The sequence below is a fragment of the Vibrio crassostreae genome, assembly GCF_041439375.1.
GTDB classification, from domain to species: Bacteria; Pseudomonadota; Gammaproteobacteria; order Enterobacterales; family Vibrionaceae; genus Vibrio; species Vibrio crassostreae_D.
Genome location: NZ_JBGONY010000009.1, coordinates 102,703 through 118,039, shown reverse-complemented (window position 1 = coordinate 118,039; position 15,337 = coordinate 102,703). Strand labels below are relative to the sequence as shown.

The following is a 15,337-nucleotide window of genomic DNA, read 5'->3' as shown; positions in this document are numbered from 1 at the left end:
TTTATCGCCCAAACTGGTTAAATTTTAACAGTGACAACTATCCTGCCAGAGGGGGCTAGTGAGTAGTCACTAATGAAATCACTTATAAACGACTGACTTTTCGCTTTTGAGTGTTCGACTTTAAAATTCTCTATGTATGTTCTAAACAACTGATTCAATTCATCATCACGAACAAAAGTGTGGAGGTCATGTTCTAAATCTCGATAATCTAGATCAAGTGAAAAGTCGTTTTCTTCAAGCAATACCGTAACTTCTGAGCGAAAGGTATTCGCTTGCTCTTCGACATATCCAGCAGTTAACATGTAAAAGTAAAGTCCACAGCAACGTATCCAAAAAAGTAGATTGTCTACATTTGGTTCGAATACTTCTTTTTTGAGTACCCCAATATTTTGTTGAAACCAGTCTTCATCTTTATATCTAAAACCGTGACCTAAGAACAACTCTATGGCTTCTGTACTTGTAGGGATTTTAAGTTCTTGATGAATATCATAGAAATTGTTTTGGTACGTAGCGATGTAAGTCAAAAGGCTTTGCGGTGTGTGGTAACGAATTGGTGAAATATATGTTTCTAATTCAAGATGCCTTTTCTCAATATCAGTAAGTTCCTCTACTTTAACTTTGTCATTTGTTAGGCTAACACGACGTGTTCGATCTTCAATTCCTTCTAAAATCTCGTCTAGACTGAAACCTTCTCGGTGTATCGCTGTAGATATGCGAAAAGAAGCATCAATTAGTTTGGATTCTAGATAGTCGTAGTTAACTTCATCTACGCGGTCAAATAGGGAACAGACGGCTTTGTATCTGTCGATAGCCCGTCGAATTATTCTTAAGTTATCGAGTTCTAATGACTTAAGGCACTTTGAAACCTCAGACAGTTCATAATCACTAAGCCTACTGGTGCCAGTATAGATCTTCTTAATTACATCAAGAGATTCTGCGGGCGTACGTTTGATATGGACAATATCACTAAATGCTTTTTCGATATCAGCATGCGTACCGATCTTATCTTGGTTTCCAATGACTACTATTTTGATATGTTGCTTGTTCTCTGCAAGGTTCAGACACTCACCAATGACTTGAGTCCGTACTTTTTCACACGTAATACGCTCTAGATCATCTAGTAGAAGAACGAGGTTATCGATCCTATTAAAGTAGTGGTACTTAACGATTGAAGCAACACCACCAAGTGCCGCACCAACACCTCTAGCCCCTGAGATTGCTTGAGCAGATGAACCTATAAGATCTGAGCCTTGTTTTGTTAGCCAACTAGATTTTTTGTTTTCGGTGTAAGTTAGGGACAGAACTCGATCCTTGAAATCCTCAAGGCTCGTTACACCATACAAAGATAAGTAAATGGTCTTATATGGACTAGGGTAGTAATTTTTAAGATAGGGCTGAAGTTCGTTCTTAACATAGTAAGTCTTACCAACACCCCAATGTCCGTCGAGCAACACCATACTCGGAAAACTACGGTCTTCTAAGAGGGCATGGATTCTTTCTGTCGTATTCATCTTAAATCTCAATAACTTAACTTGTACCTATTAAATCACAGACTTTATTTTGGTATTGGGATTTGTACGGAGTTTTGCTAAAGGTTAATGGAAATTTGGTCAAGGGGGATGAAAATTTGGTTAAAGGTGGGGTAATACTCGCAAATGTGTTTTTAAAGCATGTAAAAGCGGCTAAAAGGGGGTGTTACATGAGGGTTTGCATTGAAAGTGTGATGCTGATTAGGTTTGTTTGGGCGCTATGAGGTGAAATATCCATGTTTGCCAAAAATCTGTATACCTTTAGCGAGTAAAAGCCCCCTTTTCGCTGGTGGACTATTGTTATATGGACGCACTAAGTACAGTTCGCACTTAACAACAAACTTTCTTATGAGCATATCCCATGCATTCCGTCTTAAACACAGAAGGAGTTCTAAGCCTGATACAACAACACTAACTTCTCTTCTGAAAGAAGTTAAGTCGCGTACAGGTGCTAGATCATAAAAGTAGTTACCAACCTGAAACCACGGAGACTCAAGGCCAATATCTAGGATTCGTCCGTTGAGGTTATTAGATCCAAAGAGAGAGCAGTCGACCAATAAATCATGGAAGTTGCGCATTTCGTGGATTGGTCTTGATTGTAGACCGTCGATGATAACCAAGTTTGCTGTATTCATTTTTTCCTTGCTTTCAAAAGTAACCACGTAACTGTATTAAACGAGGTCTCTTTTTGAGAATGTTCATAGAGCATTCTCCGGTTGAAAATCAGATTATTTGAGTATATCTCGCCTCATAATCTGTCCTTACTTTGTTTTGTGTGATGATCTGAGTTTTTTAACAATTCCAAATATTAGTATTAGAAGCACTGAGGCTTCGAGAGAAGCGCTAGACCAGTCATTTATCGATATAGCATCGATAAGTGATTGAGTTCTGCTTACTAGCATTTTTAACAGCAGTGGTCGTTCTATAAGTTTTGCTACAAATCGTTTTAAAAGTTCATTTTTGTTCTTTCTCATTGCGTGAGTCTCTATGCAGAGAGAAAGCCTAGAACTGATTTTCAACGCCAGCCGCAAGGGAGCCAACAATTTTAGTTTGCCCTTCTTAGATGATTGTTACAACCCTTTGATTTGTAATTGCTCTACTGATGGCTATTAAGTAATATTCATATCTATTGTTAATGCTTACTTTGAACATGGCTTTTTAATGAAAGAACTTGTTAATGCAATCACACAAGCAACAGCGAATCGATTAAAGTCACCTATCATTGGCTCTTTTCTCTTGTCTTGGTTAGTTGTGAATCACAATTCGGTTCTAACTTTTATATTCAGCAACTCAGAACAAAAACTTGAACTACTAAAGCAAGATACTCCCTTCTGGACTACAACGCCTACACTTCTGGAAAGTCCTGTGTTTTTGTTCTTTCTGTACCCTAGTGTTCTTGCGCTTGTGTACACATTCGGCTTGCCTTACCTACAATACAAGATTGACTACCATAAGTTTCGTAAAGTCGATCTAACAAGGCTCAGAGAGAAGCACAGAAATCAACGAGCGATATTCAAAAGTCAGAAGGTAACGAGTAAGGCACAGGCAGAGTCAGCCCCTGAATATTGGAAAGATAAACTCACACGCGATTTGAATAACTGGGATCAGCAAAGAGAAGGGCTGCTCTCTGACCGAGATGCACTTCGAGTTGACAGGGATAATGTTCTAACTGATAGAGATTCTATTCAAGAACAATTAATGCAGACTCGCGATGAAGTTAAACAGGTTTCGATTGAAAGTGATCGGTTGAAGACAGAGAATCAAACTTTGACAGCACAAGTGAATACGTATGTGCCTAAGATTGAACTATTGGAGCAGCAGGCTAAACATAGCGACACAGCACTAGAGAGCATGGTGAAAGAAGTAGAGCAGCGCAATGCTTTGGTCACTAGCCTTCAAAAACAACAGAAGTTATTCGAATCAGTTGAGGGTGAAGTTGTATCATTGCGTCAAAGGGTAAAACAATTTGAAGAGAATAAAATTAATCAGTCTGAACAGGTAGCGGTGTATGAAAGACAAGTAGAGAAATTAAGTACTGACTTCACTGATTTGTTCAACATAAGCCAAGAGGTCATAGATAACCTCACGAGCGTAGCCTTTCAAGAACATGTGTATGAAAGCGTTGGGATTGAGTCACAAGTTGCACGCAACGCACTTCAAATCGAAATCTACAGGGCAATACAGCCAATGGTAGAGGCTAGAGATCTAAAACATCCATTCAAACGGCTTGAAGATATTCGTATAAAAGCAAAGATTAAGAATGATGAAAACTACGCTTTGGCGGATTGATTTAAATGAATAGTTGTTGAAACAAGGAGCAGGCCACTTGCAGTTTTCAATAGACCTCCTAGGAGGTCTTTTTTGTATCACCGTTATAGAAATGTATCAAAATCTAGAGTTTCTATAGTCTTAGCAAGTTGCTCAGGGCTGTATTCCTTCCCGTACCTACCATAAGTCATTGAATCGTTATGATGCCCTAATATTGCAGCAGCAACATGATAGTCGACTCCACTTCTTTTGAACTCAGTAGCCACAGTGTGACGTATAGAATGGAATGTCTTACGCTCGCGTTCTTGTGGTGTTAGTGCTTTGTCACGTTGCACTGAGAACCATTTTGACGGGTATTTGCTATATCCATCGGTCTTCAGGTATTTGAGGGTAGGGAACAACCTACCACTTTGCTGGTGGACGTAATCAATGAAACCTTTCTTGATAAGGCTAGAATGGATTGGAATGGTTCTATATGCACTTTGAGTTTTAAGTTTCTGATCGCTGTAGTCAGTACCAAAATGTACGCACCAAACGTTGTCCACCAGCCTAATGTCTGAACAATATAATTGGCACATTTCATTTAGACGAGCACCACTATAAAGACCGAGCAATGGAATCCATTTGTGCCATGCTTCTTTTGGTTCTTTCTGGAACACATCGACAGAGAAGATTTTTCTAAGATCGCTTTTTGTAAATGCTCGACGTTGTTCGCTCGCTTTGGTTTCTTGCTTTACACCAAGTTTAGTAAAGGAGTTCTTTTGGGCTTTTTCGTTGAGTACACACCAATCAAAGAACCCAGAAACAACCTTAAAGGTATCGTTGATTGTATGGGTTCCAATTGGCTTATGACCAAGTTTAATGATTTCAGTAAAAGATTTGTTCTTGTACTCAGGGTTACGAGAAAGGTTGGGCGGTAACTTAACTAGAATCGACTTGAACTCTATAGCGTCAGATCTTTTAAGTGAATCGATCGGCCTATCTTTAACAATGTCTACGAGTAGATTGAGCCTTGACTGATAACGTTCCAGTGCTTTTTTTGAGATACCATCGACTCGTTTAGCCTCTATGAAATCAGAAACACAACTAGAAAGATTTAGGCTAGTAGGCTCTTGTATAGACGTAGCAGTGTTAAACTTGTTGGAGAAGTCGGGCAGGTTCGCACATTGAATTGTTTCGAACTCAATATCAAATTGAGCAGATAGTTTACGAGCAAGGATCTGCGCTTGACGCTTATCTTTAGTTTGAAGAGAGAATTTTAGATGTTGTCTCCCGTTGTAGCGAGATTGGAGTTCTTTTGGGATTCTACGTTGGAAGTAGTAGGTGTTGTTGCGGCTTACAAGGTGCATATGTATATCACTTATGTAGCGCAAAATTGACTTATTTCTGGATTAAATCAATATAAAACAATGAGTTATGATTTTATATTACGGTCTCCAGAGGTTCCTCCAACGACAGTCCTCACTTTTCTGGATTTCTCCAGCACAAAGCGCCTGAAAGATTTACTTCTTCGGCGGGTTTATCTAACTAAATGTTAATATTTAGTTAAAAACCACTCTCCTGCAGTCTTCATCGGAACAATTACCTAAATAATTAGGTAATCTGTAGGCGTATCCTAGATCATATAAAATGTGATGTCAGCTACAAAATATCTGTTTGCTCAAATGTTGTTCAACTAAATGATCAAACAACGAGTCTCTGACGTAACTTGCTTATTTAAATGGTATAAAATAGAGAAACAAGGAGGAGTTATGACTCGATTAATAGCGATTGTTTTTTTATTGGCTTTGGCATTTGTGCTGTTTCGTTACCGGACAAACGAAAAACTGCAAAAATGGGTAGTGATTGTTATCGTTAGCAGCTTCCTTTTGTATACTGCCAGCCTGATGATTTCGGAGTTAACTCGTTAAATCTGTCTGTGAGCAGATAGGATAAACGTGTTAGCAAAGCTCAAGTGCTTCTGGCTTGGGCAATAGGTTTAATTGAGCTTAAAGTATCAGTATCAGTATCAGTATCAGTATCAGTATCAGTGACCGTGTAACGTTAAACAAATTTTTGGGAGTACCCGCTAGTGAACCAGCAATCTGGACAAAGCGAACAAGATGAAGTGGTTGTTATTGAAGAACGCGATAAGCGCAGTCAGCTTTATATCGGCATTGCTGCGGTTATAGGTTTGGCGTTAGGTGGCTTGATCGGTTCTACAATCACGGCTTCGAAGTGGGAGTCCACTTATCAGGTACTCGAAACTCGTTATCAAGAACTGCATGACAGCAAAACACAGTTGATGACATCCGTTGAAACTAAAGTGGCAAAAGTCGATACCGAAATCGATGCAAAAGTAGAAGCCGCTCTAGTAAAACAAACAGAAGAACATCAAAAAGAGCTCCAAGACCTAGCGAAGCAGTCTTCGGTTTTAGAGAAAGCGAACTACTCGTTAGAGCAGCAGCTAAACGAACAGAAGCAAACGTTAGAGCAAACTCAGCAAGACAACCAGAAACTTAATCGTCAGGCTGACATGCAATCGACCTTGTTTGAGCGTTCGCGTGAAGTTTTCCGAAAAGAATTACAGATCTCTCAAGAACTTGAAAAGCTTGAGAAAGAAAAAAATGAACTTGAGCAGAACCTTGGTTCTCTAAAGAAAGCGTGCGACGTTTTCTTAGATGGCACATCATGGGATGCTAAATCTGACGCGTGTGAGAAGCAGGATAACGCCAACTCTCGTCTGAGTGATATCAGACAAATGATTGAAGTCCACACCATGGATCTTAAGCAGATCAAAACGCTCACTGAAGAGATGGGTCTATAAGCCACAGGCTTTAATCAACCCAAAGATAGTTTGCAGTAAATATTGAAACGCCCACATCACACACGTGATGTGGGCGTTTTGCGTTTTCTCGACAGCATAGATCCGGTGCTTTCTCATTATTGATTTATTTGAGTGTTTTCATTGTTTGCTTAGATATTTGTGAATAGTTACGTATATCCACAATGATATGTTACTTGTTGTCTATTAAATGACTTTGCATACATATTTTCAGATCAGAGTCGCTGCATAATAGTGTTGTTCAGGATGAACACGCAGTCGAATGCTAGCTCGCATTTGGCTGCTTTGACGACAAGGGATGAAGTGATGCCAGAGTATCTTTGTGAGAACTGCACCATAGCTTATTGTTTCGATGATTGTTGTTCGCCATTAGCGCAAAAAGATATGATCGAAGTAGAAGAATTAGTTCGTCGTTTCGACGTTGAACACGATGATGAAAAGAGTGAAAAGGGCGAAAAGAGTGAGCAAGGTATTGAGGATAGCAACTCGCCTAATCATTCAGGCATAAAAAATCCCCACAAGCCAAGCTAGTAGGGATTTGGATAAGTTGCAGTCCTGTTCTCGCTTTCTCAAGCAAAGGGTCTTACAAAAATTTTTAGAACAGTCTCGTTTATTAGAACTGTATCGTTATGAGACCTAAATTAGTTATTAGATCAACATCATTCCACTAAACGTTATTTGTCGTAAGTTTTGATTTCACCTGATTTCACACGAGCAACAAATGATTGCAGTTCTTTCTTCACAACAGGCATTAGGAAGTACAGGCCAAGAATGTTGAAGATAGACATCGCAAAGATAGCCGCATCAGAGAAGTCGATTACCGCGCCAAACTGAATCGTCGCACCAATAACAACAAACACACAGAACATCACTTTAAAAATCAGTTCCGTTGTTTTGCCTTCACCAAATAGGTAAGTCCAAGCCTTAAGACCGTAGTACGACCAAGAAATCATCGTCGAGAACGCAAACATGATTACCGCGAGAGCAAGTGTGTATTTAAATACTTCTGCCGTTTCAGTAAATGATGCAGCAGTAAGCGTTACACCCGTTAAACCTGTTCCATCATATGGACCTACGTTTAAGCCAGCGATAGTGATGACCAATGCCGTCATTGTACAAATGATTACCGTATCAACGAATGGTTCTAGTAGTGATACAAGACCTTCAGTGATTGGTTCTTTTGTTTTAACTGCTGAGTGAGCAATTGCTGCTGAACCTACACCTGCTTCATTTGAGAATGTTGCACGTTTTAGACCTTGGATTAGGGCACCAATAAATCCACCAACCACACCTTCACCGGTAAATGCACCAGTAAAGATTGCACTGAACGCAGGGCCAACTTGATCAAGATTAGAACCGATAACAATCAGAGCCATACCGATGTACAGAGCAGCCATCCAAGGAACAACTTTTTCTGTTACGGACGCAATAGAAGGCATACCGCCAACGATAACGGAAAACACTAAGGTAGCGAGTACAAGCCCTGTGATGACACCGTATTCACTTGGTACATCGAATGCGTAAGTTAACATGGCATGTGCTTGGTTAGCTTGGAACATGTTACCGCCGCCCAACGCACCCAAAATACACATTAACGCAAAACCAATTGCAAGGGCTTTACCTAGTCCACCGAGTCCTCTTTCGCTCAGACCTTGGCTTAGGTAGTACATTGGACCACCCGAAACGACACCTGAAGGTAAGATAGTTCGGTATTTTACACCTAAAGTACACTCACAAAATTTAGACGCCATACCCAGAAGACCACACAAGATCATCCAGAATGTCGCACCAGGGCCACCAATCGCGAGTGCTGCACCTACACCTGCAATATTACCAAGCCCGACGGTTCCTGAAAGCGCGGTTGTTAATGCTTGAAAGTGAGATACTTCGCCATCCTCTTTGGAGTTAGGGTCGGTATACTTACCTTTGATAATGTCTATGGCCATGCCAACACGTTTAAATTGAACAAAGCCAAAATAAACAGTAAAGATAATCGCGGCGAGCAATAGCCAGCCAACAATGATTGGGAAGTTTGCTTCACCAAGTGGGACACTTTTAAATATTAATCCAACGAACCACCCTGTGTAGTCATTGAAAAAACCATCAACACTTTGGCTCAAGTTACTGATACTTTGACTAAATGATCCTTCTTCTGCAAATGCACTGGAACTAAACAATAATATAAACCCAAAAAATAATTCACGTAAGTTTTTCATGGTTTTCCCTGTCTTTTTATTAAATTATGTTTGCTGCTGTTGTGTTTGTTTTTTATTTGATTTTTTACATTTCAGTGTTTTATCTACTTCATTCGACGGCAACATAAACGGCTGTAGCTAGGTCGAAAAACGAAATAAATATAAGTACTGATCTTGCTTTGTATGGATATCCTTTTGGTATGTGAACCAATAAGACTATGGTATTCGGCCTACCAAGCCCTACTGATAATCCTATACATAAAAATAATACCCTCAAAGAAATTTTTACAATAAATTTACAATTGTTCGGGTTTTGTCATTGTTTTGGAATAAGTCGATGCTTTTTAGGTTGCAAAAGGCATATGCAGTAGCGGTTATAGCGACGGGCTAAGGTGAAGTATAGTGCGGGATCACAGGGAAGTCGGCGAATTTGAATATTCGATATGTGCTTGTGAAGTGTTTAAACAATTGATAGCTGAAGATGGAATCAGGCCAGGGGGCATTAAAAAGGCCCTTTATCAGAGCCTTTTTAATGGGTTACGATGAGCATGAGCATGAGCATGAGCATGAGCATGAACATGAGACTTAGCGTTTAGAGACTAGAGTTAAACCGAGCCAGTGATACGTTTACTCGACTTGTGGTAAAGCTTAAGTGCTAATAACGAACCCCATAAAGCGACTTGTCCCCATAGCAATGTCCATTGAGACGCCACTTCTTGCCAAGATGCACCCATCTGATTAAGCGCTAAGAAACCTTGGATAGCTGGTGTGCTTGGGAATAACTGTGACAGCAGTACTAACCATTCAGGCATCATTTCAACAGGCCAGATAAAACCTGAAGAGAAAATCAGCGGCATTGAACTGATTAACACCACAACCGTGACTAACTCTCTTCTTGGCACTAGCTCACCAATAAAAATCCCGATCAAACAACTGGCGAATAAGAAGGGCAGCAGTAAGGTCAAAATTTGTGTCGTTGAGGCGAGCAAATTTATTCCATACATTGAAAAGCTCGCGCCGAAGTAGTACATCGACAACAAGTAATAAATGCCGACCAAGGTACAACAGCGAGCAAGCATCAGTTTTGCTGGAGAGGTCTTACTCCAATAGCCAAACGTAGATTGAGCGTTTTGGGTTGCCCCAACTAAACCAGAAGCCATGGCTAAGGTTTGTTGCAGGATCAACACAAAGACGGCTGGAACTACGTAATCGATGTATCCCATGCGGCTATTGAACGTTGGTTTTAGGTTCAAGCTAAACGCGCTGTAGCCTTTGGCTGCGGATTCTAAAGGCACTCCTTCGACTAACAAGTGACTGACCTTAACTTGCGCAGCTAACGTGCCACCTGCCTTGGCAAGCCCTTCAACAATGGTTCCGTACACTAAGAAGTAAGAAGCATCGCCGGCGTAAGAAAGCGTCGGGCTCTTACCTAGGAGTAGGTCTTTATAGAAGTTCTCTGGGATGACGAGGAACCCACCGATCTCTTGGTTAAGCACGGCTTGTTTTGCATCAGCGATGCTGGAGTCTCGACGTACCAACTCGATTTGAGAAGTGGCATCCACCATTCGTTCTAATTGGTAGCTGCTTTGACTCTTGTCCAAGTTTACTACCGAAGCTTTAAGCTGTTGAGGAACTTGGTGCGCGTAAGGCAATGGATACAAGAATGAATAGAAGACCACACCACCAAATACCGTAAGAAGTACAACAGGGTTACGCAGTACCGCTAAGAGTTCTTGCTTGAGCAGTTGAGTAAAGCTCATCGTTTTACTCCTTGTGGTGCTGATGCTTCTGGTTTCTCTTGCTGTGTTGCTTGTGTTGCTTGTGTTGCTTGTGTTGCTTGTGTTGCTTGTGTTGCTTGTGTTGACGGCGTCGCTTTTGCAGATAGAGCAGCTTGGGCTGTTAGATCCGTTTGTGCAGACAGAGCCGATTGCGCCAAGTGTTTCTTAATCAACAACATCACCACGAAAGCAGGAATCGCATACCACAACATCGAGGAGAGGCTGATAAGCGACTGTGCCGCGCTCGCGCCATAACTTGATTGTGCTGTTTGTACTTCGATGTAGTGACTCACGGGCAACAAGCTTCTCCAGATTTGCGCTGCAGTGTTCATGTCGGTTACTGGAAAGGTAATCCCCATGAACGCAAAGCTTGGTGCTGTAAAGGCGCCAGCGAAACTCATCGCCCTTGCAGGATCAAGCGTTAAGAAGAAAAACAAACAACCCATGATGATACAACTGATGACGGTAAGCAGTTGGGCGACAGTCAGTGCCACAAAACTGCCGTTAAACGGCCAGTCTAAGAGGACATAGAACCAAAAGCTAAACGCGATACCAAACATCAAGAACAAGACAAGGTAGGGCGTTAATGTTGATGTTAGTGACTTCATAGGGGCGTTGGATAACCAAGCATGAAGACCACGTGCTCTAACGTTCGCCGTCAAAACCAATATCGTGCCCACCACAATCATGATCTGCCATAGCGCTGGAATAACCGCAGACACCAAGAACTGAGCATAACTGGTGTTCTTGTTGAACAATGGCGTGATCTGGCTTTGCACTGTTACTGCTTGGCCTAATGCGGATTGCACCGTGGTATCACCGTGTGATAACTGCTTAACGACCTCAAGTTGCGCGTTAAAAGTCCCCTGAGCCTGCAACAACGCGGAATTCACTAGCTTACCTATCAAGATAAATTGGCTGTTATAGAACACAGACACTTGCGGATTCAAGCCGAGCAGAAGGTCTCGGTCGAAGTGCCTTGGTATCACAACATAACCATAGATATCGCGTTCGATCATCGCTTTCGCCGCATCACTCGCAGAGCTGTATTTCTGAGTGACTTGCAGCGTTGGTGATGCATCAACAAGGCGTGTGAACTGTTGCGAAATTTGACTGTGTTCCAAGTCAACAACCGCAACTGGTAAGTCACGAGCGATACCTTGCGAAAAAATCAGCCAGATACTGGCAGCAAGAAGCAAAGGTATCCAAGTTAGGCAAGACAACAACCATTTGTCTTTGCGGACAATCGCCCACTGCCTAAGCAAGGTGTTCTTCGCTCTATGATGCTCAGTTGATTGCGAGCCTGTAGATCGCGAGCCTATCGATCGAAAGTTAGCAGACATACGTCACCTAAAGCTCAACCACAAGGCTCATGCCCATACGCAGTGTTTCGCTAGTATTAACAGGGTGCGCTTCTACTTCAAAAGTACGTAAGTCGAAGCCTTGTGCTGCGTCTGTTGAACGCCAAGTCGCGAAATCACCCATTACGGCGATGTGAGTCACTTGGAAAGTTAATGATTTATCCAGAGCCGGTAGGTACGCCTCAAACTGGCTGCCTTTCTCGAAATGCTTAAGCATATCTTCACGCACATTAAGTACTGCCCATGCATCCTTGGTGTCTATAACAGTCACAACAGGGAAGCCTTGTGGTGCGAGTTCACCGCTGCTCAATAGAACCTGAGAGACTTCGCCATTAAACCAGCTGTGGATCTGCGTGTCTTTTGCGTAAGCTTCAACTTCCGCCACCGCGCCTGCCGCCATCAACGCTTTTTGAGCGGCTGCCACTTTGGTTTCGTCACGAGCGCCTTCTCGTGCTAATTGATACATTTGGAACGCAGCGCTTTCGGTGTACTTCGCTGCTTGCCACTGTGTTTTGGCTTCATCGCGTTTTTGCTCGGCAACCACACCATCGTTGTAAAGGTTGTTGACACGTTGATAGGTTTTGTCCATGAGGTCGGCTGCTGCTTTTGCCTTCAACCACTGGTCTTTAGCAGCTTGGATCTGTTGAGTACGTGCACCATTCTCTGCTTGTTTTGCTAATGCGCCAGCCGCTTTTTGACCTGCTTTTGCTTGTTCTAGCTTCGCGTCAATCTCAGGGCTAAGAAGAGAAAAGATCAATTCGCCTTTTTCAACCGAATCGCCTTTACGCACGAATATTTCATCAATTCTGCCAGGTACTTTCGATGAGATACTGTATTGCTGCGCATCGATTTGACCTTGAAGCTTAACCGGCTGAGGTTGGTAAGCTTGGTAGAAACTGTATCCGACCCAGCCAATAACGCCGATACCAACTAAAGATAGAAGAAGGGGCTTAATAGGTTTCATGAATTATCCTTTTGACTGGCTATCGGTGTCTGTTTTTGAGTCGAAGTCAGACGGAACAGAAGAGGTTAAGTAACTCGAGTAAGCATTCATTTCGCTGGTTAGCGCTAATAGCTTGTTCAGAGAGATTAGGTATTTGAATCGCGCAGCAGATTGCTGGGTTTTGATGCTCGCAAGGTAGAGCTCTGCATCAACCACTTCTAGCGAGTTCGAAAGTCCTTGAGTGAAGGCTTTTTTACGGAGTAATAGGTTTTCTTGAGCCAAAGCCAAGCTTGAGTTGAGGCCTTGAACCTCCTCAATTGCTTGGTTCGCTTCAAGGTAAGTCTTCTGTACCAACACGGTTAAGTCTTGCTTAGCTTGCGACTTCAGGAATTGAACCTGTGAGACAGCACTGTGAGCGGCGGCTACTTTGTCTGAACGGCCAGAAGTATCAAGTAGCGGCACATTCACACCAATGCCAACTAACCAATCGGGTTTCATTTCGCTGGCTAGAGAGTCATCTTCATACAGGCTGTAGTCACCGTAAAGGTATACCTCTGGATAGTATTTACCTTTCTCTGCCTTAATTAAGCTGCTTGCTTGTTTCTCTTTTGCATCAAGAATCTTAAGGCCGGGATAGGTCATGAGTGTTTGGTCAATGAACACATCCATATGAGGCAGGTTCTTATTGATAAACAGTTGCTCTGAAGGTTCTACACTTTGGCTCTGACCAAGGATTTGAGTCAGCGCTAATTGAGCAATCTTAAGATCGTTTTGAGCTTTAGTTCGCTCGACAACCGCTTTGTCTAGTGACGCATCCGCTTGCAAGCGTTCTACTCGTGCGATTTGCCCTTGTTGTTCAAGCTTGATGGCGAAATCACGATGCTGAGTTAAGCCTGCTTCAACGGCTTGACGCGTTTTCACGACGTCTTCCGCTAAGATCACCGAGAAGTAATATTTACTTAAGTCTTCGTAGCGAGCTTGTCTTTCCATCAACAGCTGGCTTTGCGCTTCTTCGCTTTTACCTTCAGCTGCATTTTGCGCCGCGGTTATTCGCCCGCCAGTGAAGATAGGCCAAATAGCACGTATTGAAGAGCTGAAGATGTCTTGTTCTGTGATAGTTGAGGTAACGCCACCTAATTGAGCCAAGAAGGGAGCAAATGCTGGACTTACGCCGCTTAAGCTATCACCGAACTGTTCGCCATTAATCGTCACGTCACTATCAAGGTGCGTGTAGTTAGCCCCTAAGGTGATAGAAGGCAAGTTGAGGCTACTCGTTGAGTTCTGAAGGTGTTGATAACGTTCAACGTTGGCTTGTTGAGCCGCAAGTGAGTTGTTGTTTTCTTGTAATATTTGCCACGCTTCAGAAAAAGTGAGCGGGGCAGCATAGCCTGGCGAAGTCATGGTGCCGAGAAGCATACTGGCGATCGCAAGGTATCGAAATTTTGGTTTGGTCATCTGCATTAAATACCAATTAGAGTATTAACTCTAATGTTAACAGGGCAATAGTCATTTGTCTTGATTAGATTCTCTCACACTTAGAGAAAGTCTCATAACTCGTTAACCAAGTGTAAATAGGATTGAGTGATGAAGATATCAGAGATAAATGAAACTTAAAAAGCACGCATAAGCGTGCTTTTTAAGTTCAGTATAGAAGCGTTTTTACAAAATGAAGCGGCTTATTTAAAGCCAGGACAATGGTGATCGGCGCGCCACACCAATTGTCTTGAACCTTGCATTGTTTGTAATAAATCTCTGCCCGACATTTGCGGGAACGCTAACAATACCTTGAGATCGAGAGGGGAGGTACCGTCTTTCTCATAGGCTCTTACGTGAGTAAAAGTCGATTGCAAGTGTTTGAACAGCATGGTCTGAGTAAGACAAATTCCAAAATTATCGCGTTTCATTGCCTGGTTTCCTTTTCAACAATGTTTATACGTTATGTTTTTAATCCTGTTTCTATTGGACGTTGCCACTGATCGATACTTCCTGCTCATCAATGTTTTATTATTGGGCGCTGCTTTATCAGGCACCTCTGAGTTGTCATGCTGGCCTATAGTGTAAATAGAGATGTATGAATGAGGTTAGGTTGATAACCTATTTGTTCAACAATCCTAGCGGCGAGCGTGCAACGTTTCGTTATAGATACGTCCAGTGAGCGAAGAGTTGTTGTCTTTTTGTTAACCGAAATTTCGATTTAAAGCAGAGTCTGAAAATCATGACTTATGGCTTGGCAACAATAAACTTCTTCATATGCAACTATTATAATTGTATTTATTTTAAACAACCTAAAAAACACCTAAAAGCTTAGTGATCTAGCTCAATATTTATTCGTTTATTTTGATTTTTAAGCTAATCCGTTCTAAAAGCGAACGATTAATCGAGGTGAACAACGTAAAGGATTATCAATTAATAATCTGCTCAATTATTTAGTTGAGTAAC

Annotated in this window: 13 protein-coding genes and 1 riboswitch; of the genes, 4 read left to right on the top strand and 9 right to left on the bottom strand. The window is 41.9% G+C overall.

Features of this window, described 5'->3' with window-relative positions:
- Nucleotides 1–17: 17 nt before the first annotated feature.
- Together ACED45_RS06400 and ACED45_RS06395 are read right to left on the bottom strand one after the other, a co-directional pair.
- A complete protein-coding gene (locus tag ACED45_RS06400; protein ID WP_371713532.1) occupies nt 18–1,511 on the bottom strand; it encodes a hypothetical protein in 1,494 nt (497 codons plus the stop codon).
- 236 nt (nt 1,512–1,747) lie between these two features.
- Nucleotides 1,748–2,164: a hypothetical protein gene (locus tag ACED45_RS06395; protein WP_102548790.1), complete on the bottom strand. Its 417-nt coding sequence runs from the start codon at nt 2,162–2,164 to the stop codon at nt 1,748–1,750.
- A 526-nt stretch (nt 2,165–2,690) separates the two neighbouring features.
- On the opposite strand from ACED45_RS06395, the gene ACED45_RS06390 reads away from it, so the two are divergent.
- A complete protein-coding gene (locus ACED45_RS06390) occupies nt 2,691–3,818 on the top strand; it encodes a hypothetical protein (RefSeq protein ID WP_371713531.1) in 1,128 nt (375 codons plus the stop codon).
- Nucleotides 3,819–3,901: 83 nt separating this feature from the next.
- Here ACED45_RS06390 and ACED45_RS06385 read toward each other — a convergent pair whose 3' ends face one another.
- Nucleotides 3,902–5,146 carry a site-specific integrase gene (locus ACED45_RS06385; protein ID WP_102548787.1) on the bottom strand — a complete coding sequence of 415 codons (1,245 nt, stop codon included), beginning with the start codon at nt 5,144–5,146 and terminating at the stop codon, nt 3,902–3,904.
- A 96-nt stretch (nt 5,147–5,242) separates the two neighbouring features.
- Nucleotides 5,243–5,370: riboswitch (glycine riboswitch) on the bottom strand.
- 178 nt (nt 5,371–5,548) lie between these two features.
- Here ACED45_RS06385 and ACED45_RS06380 point away from each other — a divergent pair.
- From ACED45_RS06380 to ACED45_RS06370, 3 genes are all read left to right on the top strand, one after another.
- Nucleotides 5,549–5,707, top strand: a complete 159-nt coding sequence (locus ACED45_RS06380; protein ID WP_004733573.1) for a hypothetical protein — start codon at nt 5,549–5,551, stop codon at nt 5,705–5,707.
- Nucleotides 5,708–5,868: 161 nt separating this feature from the next.
- The gene (locus ACED45_RS06375) at nt 5,869–6,603 is read left to right on the top strand and encodes a chromosome segregation ATPase (RefSeq protein WP_004733574.1); all 735 of its coding nucleotides are present in this window, start codon (nt 5,869–5,871) and stop codon (nt 6,601–6,603) included.
- A 324-nt stretch (nt 6,604–6,927) separates the two neighbouring features.
- The gene (locus ACED45_RS06370) at nt 6,928–7,152 is read left to right on the top strand and encodes a hypothetical protein (RefSeq protein ID WP_102444784.1); all 225 of its coding nucleotides are present in this window, start codon (nt 6,928–6,930) and stop codon (nt 7,150–7,152) included.
- A gap of 143 nt (nt 7,153–7,295) precedes the next feature.
- On the opposite strand, the gene ACED45_RS06365 is transcribed toward ACED45_RS06370, so the two are convergent.
- From ACED45_RS06365 to ACED45_RS06340, 6 genes are all read right to left on the bottom strand, one after another.
- Nucleotides 7,296–8,837, bottom strand: a complete 1,542-nt coding sequence (locus ACED45_RS06365) for an alanine/glycine:cation symporter family protein (protein WP_004733576.1) — start codon at nt 8,835–8,837, stop codon at nt 7,296–7,298.
- A gap of 584 nt (nt 8,838–9,421) precedes the next feature.
- Nucleotides 9,422–10,576 carry an ABC transporter permease gene (locus tag ACED45_RS06360; RefSeq protein WP_371713530.1) on the bottom strand — a complete coding sequence of 385 codons (1,155 nt, stop codon included), beginning with the start codon at nt 10,574–10,576 and terminating at the stop codon, nt 9,422–9,424.
- On the bottom strand, nt 10,573–11,937 hold the full coding sequence (locus ACED45_RS06355) for an ABC transporter permease (RefSeq protein WP_371713529.1): 1,365 nt from the start codon (nt 11,935–11,937) through the stop codon (nt 10,573–10,575). Before ACED45_RS06355 ends, ACED45_RS06360 begins: the two co-directional genes overlap by 4 nt.
- Nucleotides 11,938–11,944: 7 nt before the next feature.
- Nucleotides 11,945–12,919, bottom strand: a complete 975-nt coding sequence (locus tag ACED45_RS06350; RefSeq protein ID WP_004733580.1) for an HlyD family secretion protein — start codon at nt 12,917–12,919, stop codon at nt 11,945–11,947.
- 3 nt (nt 12,920–12,922) lie between these two features.
- Nucleotides 12,923–14,359 (bottom strand): TolC family protein, encoded by a 1,437-nt coding sequence (locus ACED45_RS06345; protein ID WP_371713528.1) that lies wholly within the window; start codon nt 14,357–14,359, stop codon nt 12,923–12,925.
- Between the two features lie 215 nt (nt 14,360–14,574).
- Nucleotides 14,575–14,802, bottom strand: coding sequence for a hypothetical protein (locus ACED45_RS06340; RefSeq protein ID WP_371713527.1), 228 nt, complete (start codon nt 14,800–14,802; stop codon nt 14,575–14,577).
- Nucleotides 14,803–15,337 lie beyond the last annotated feature (535 nt).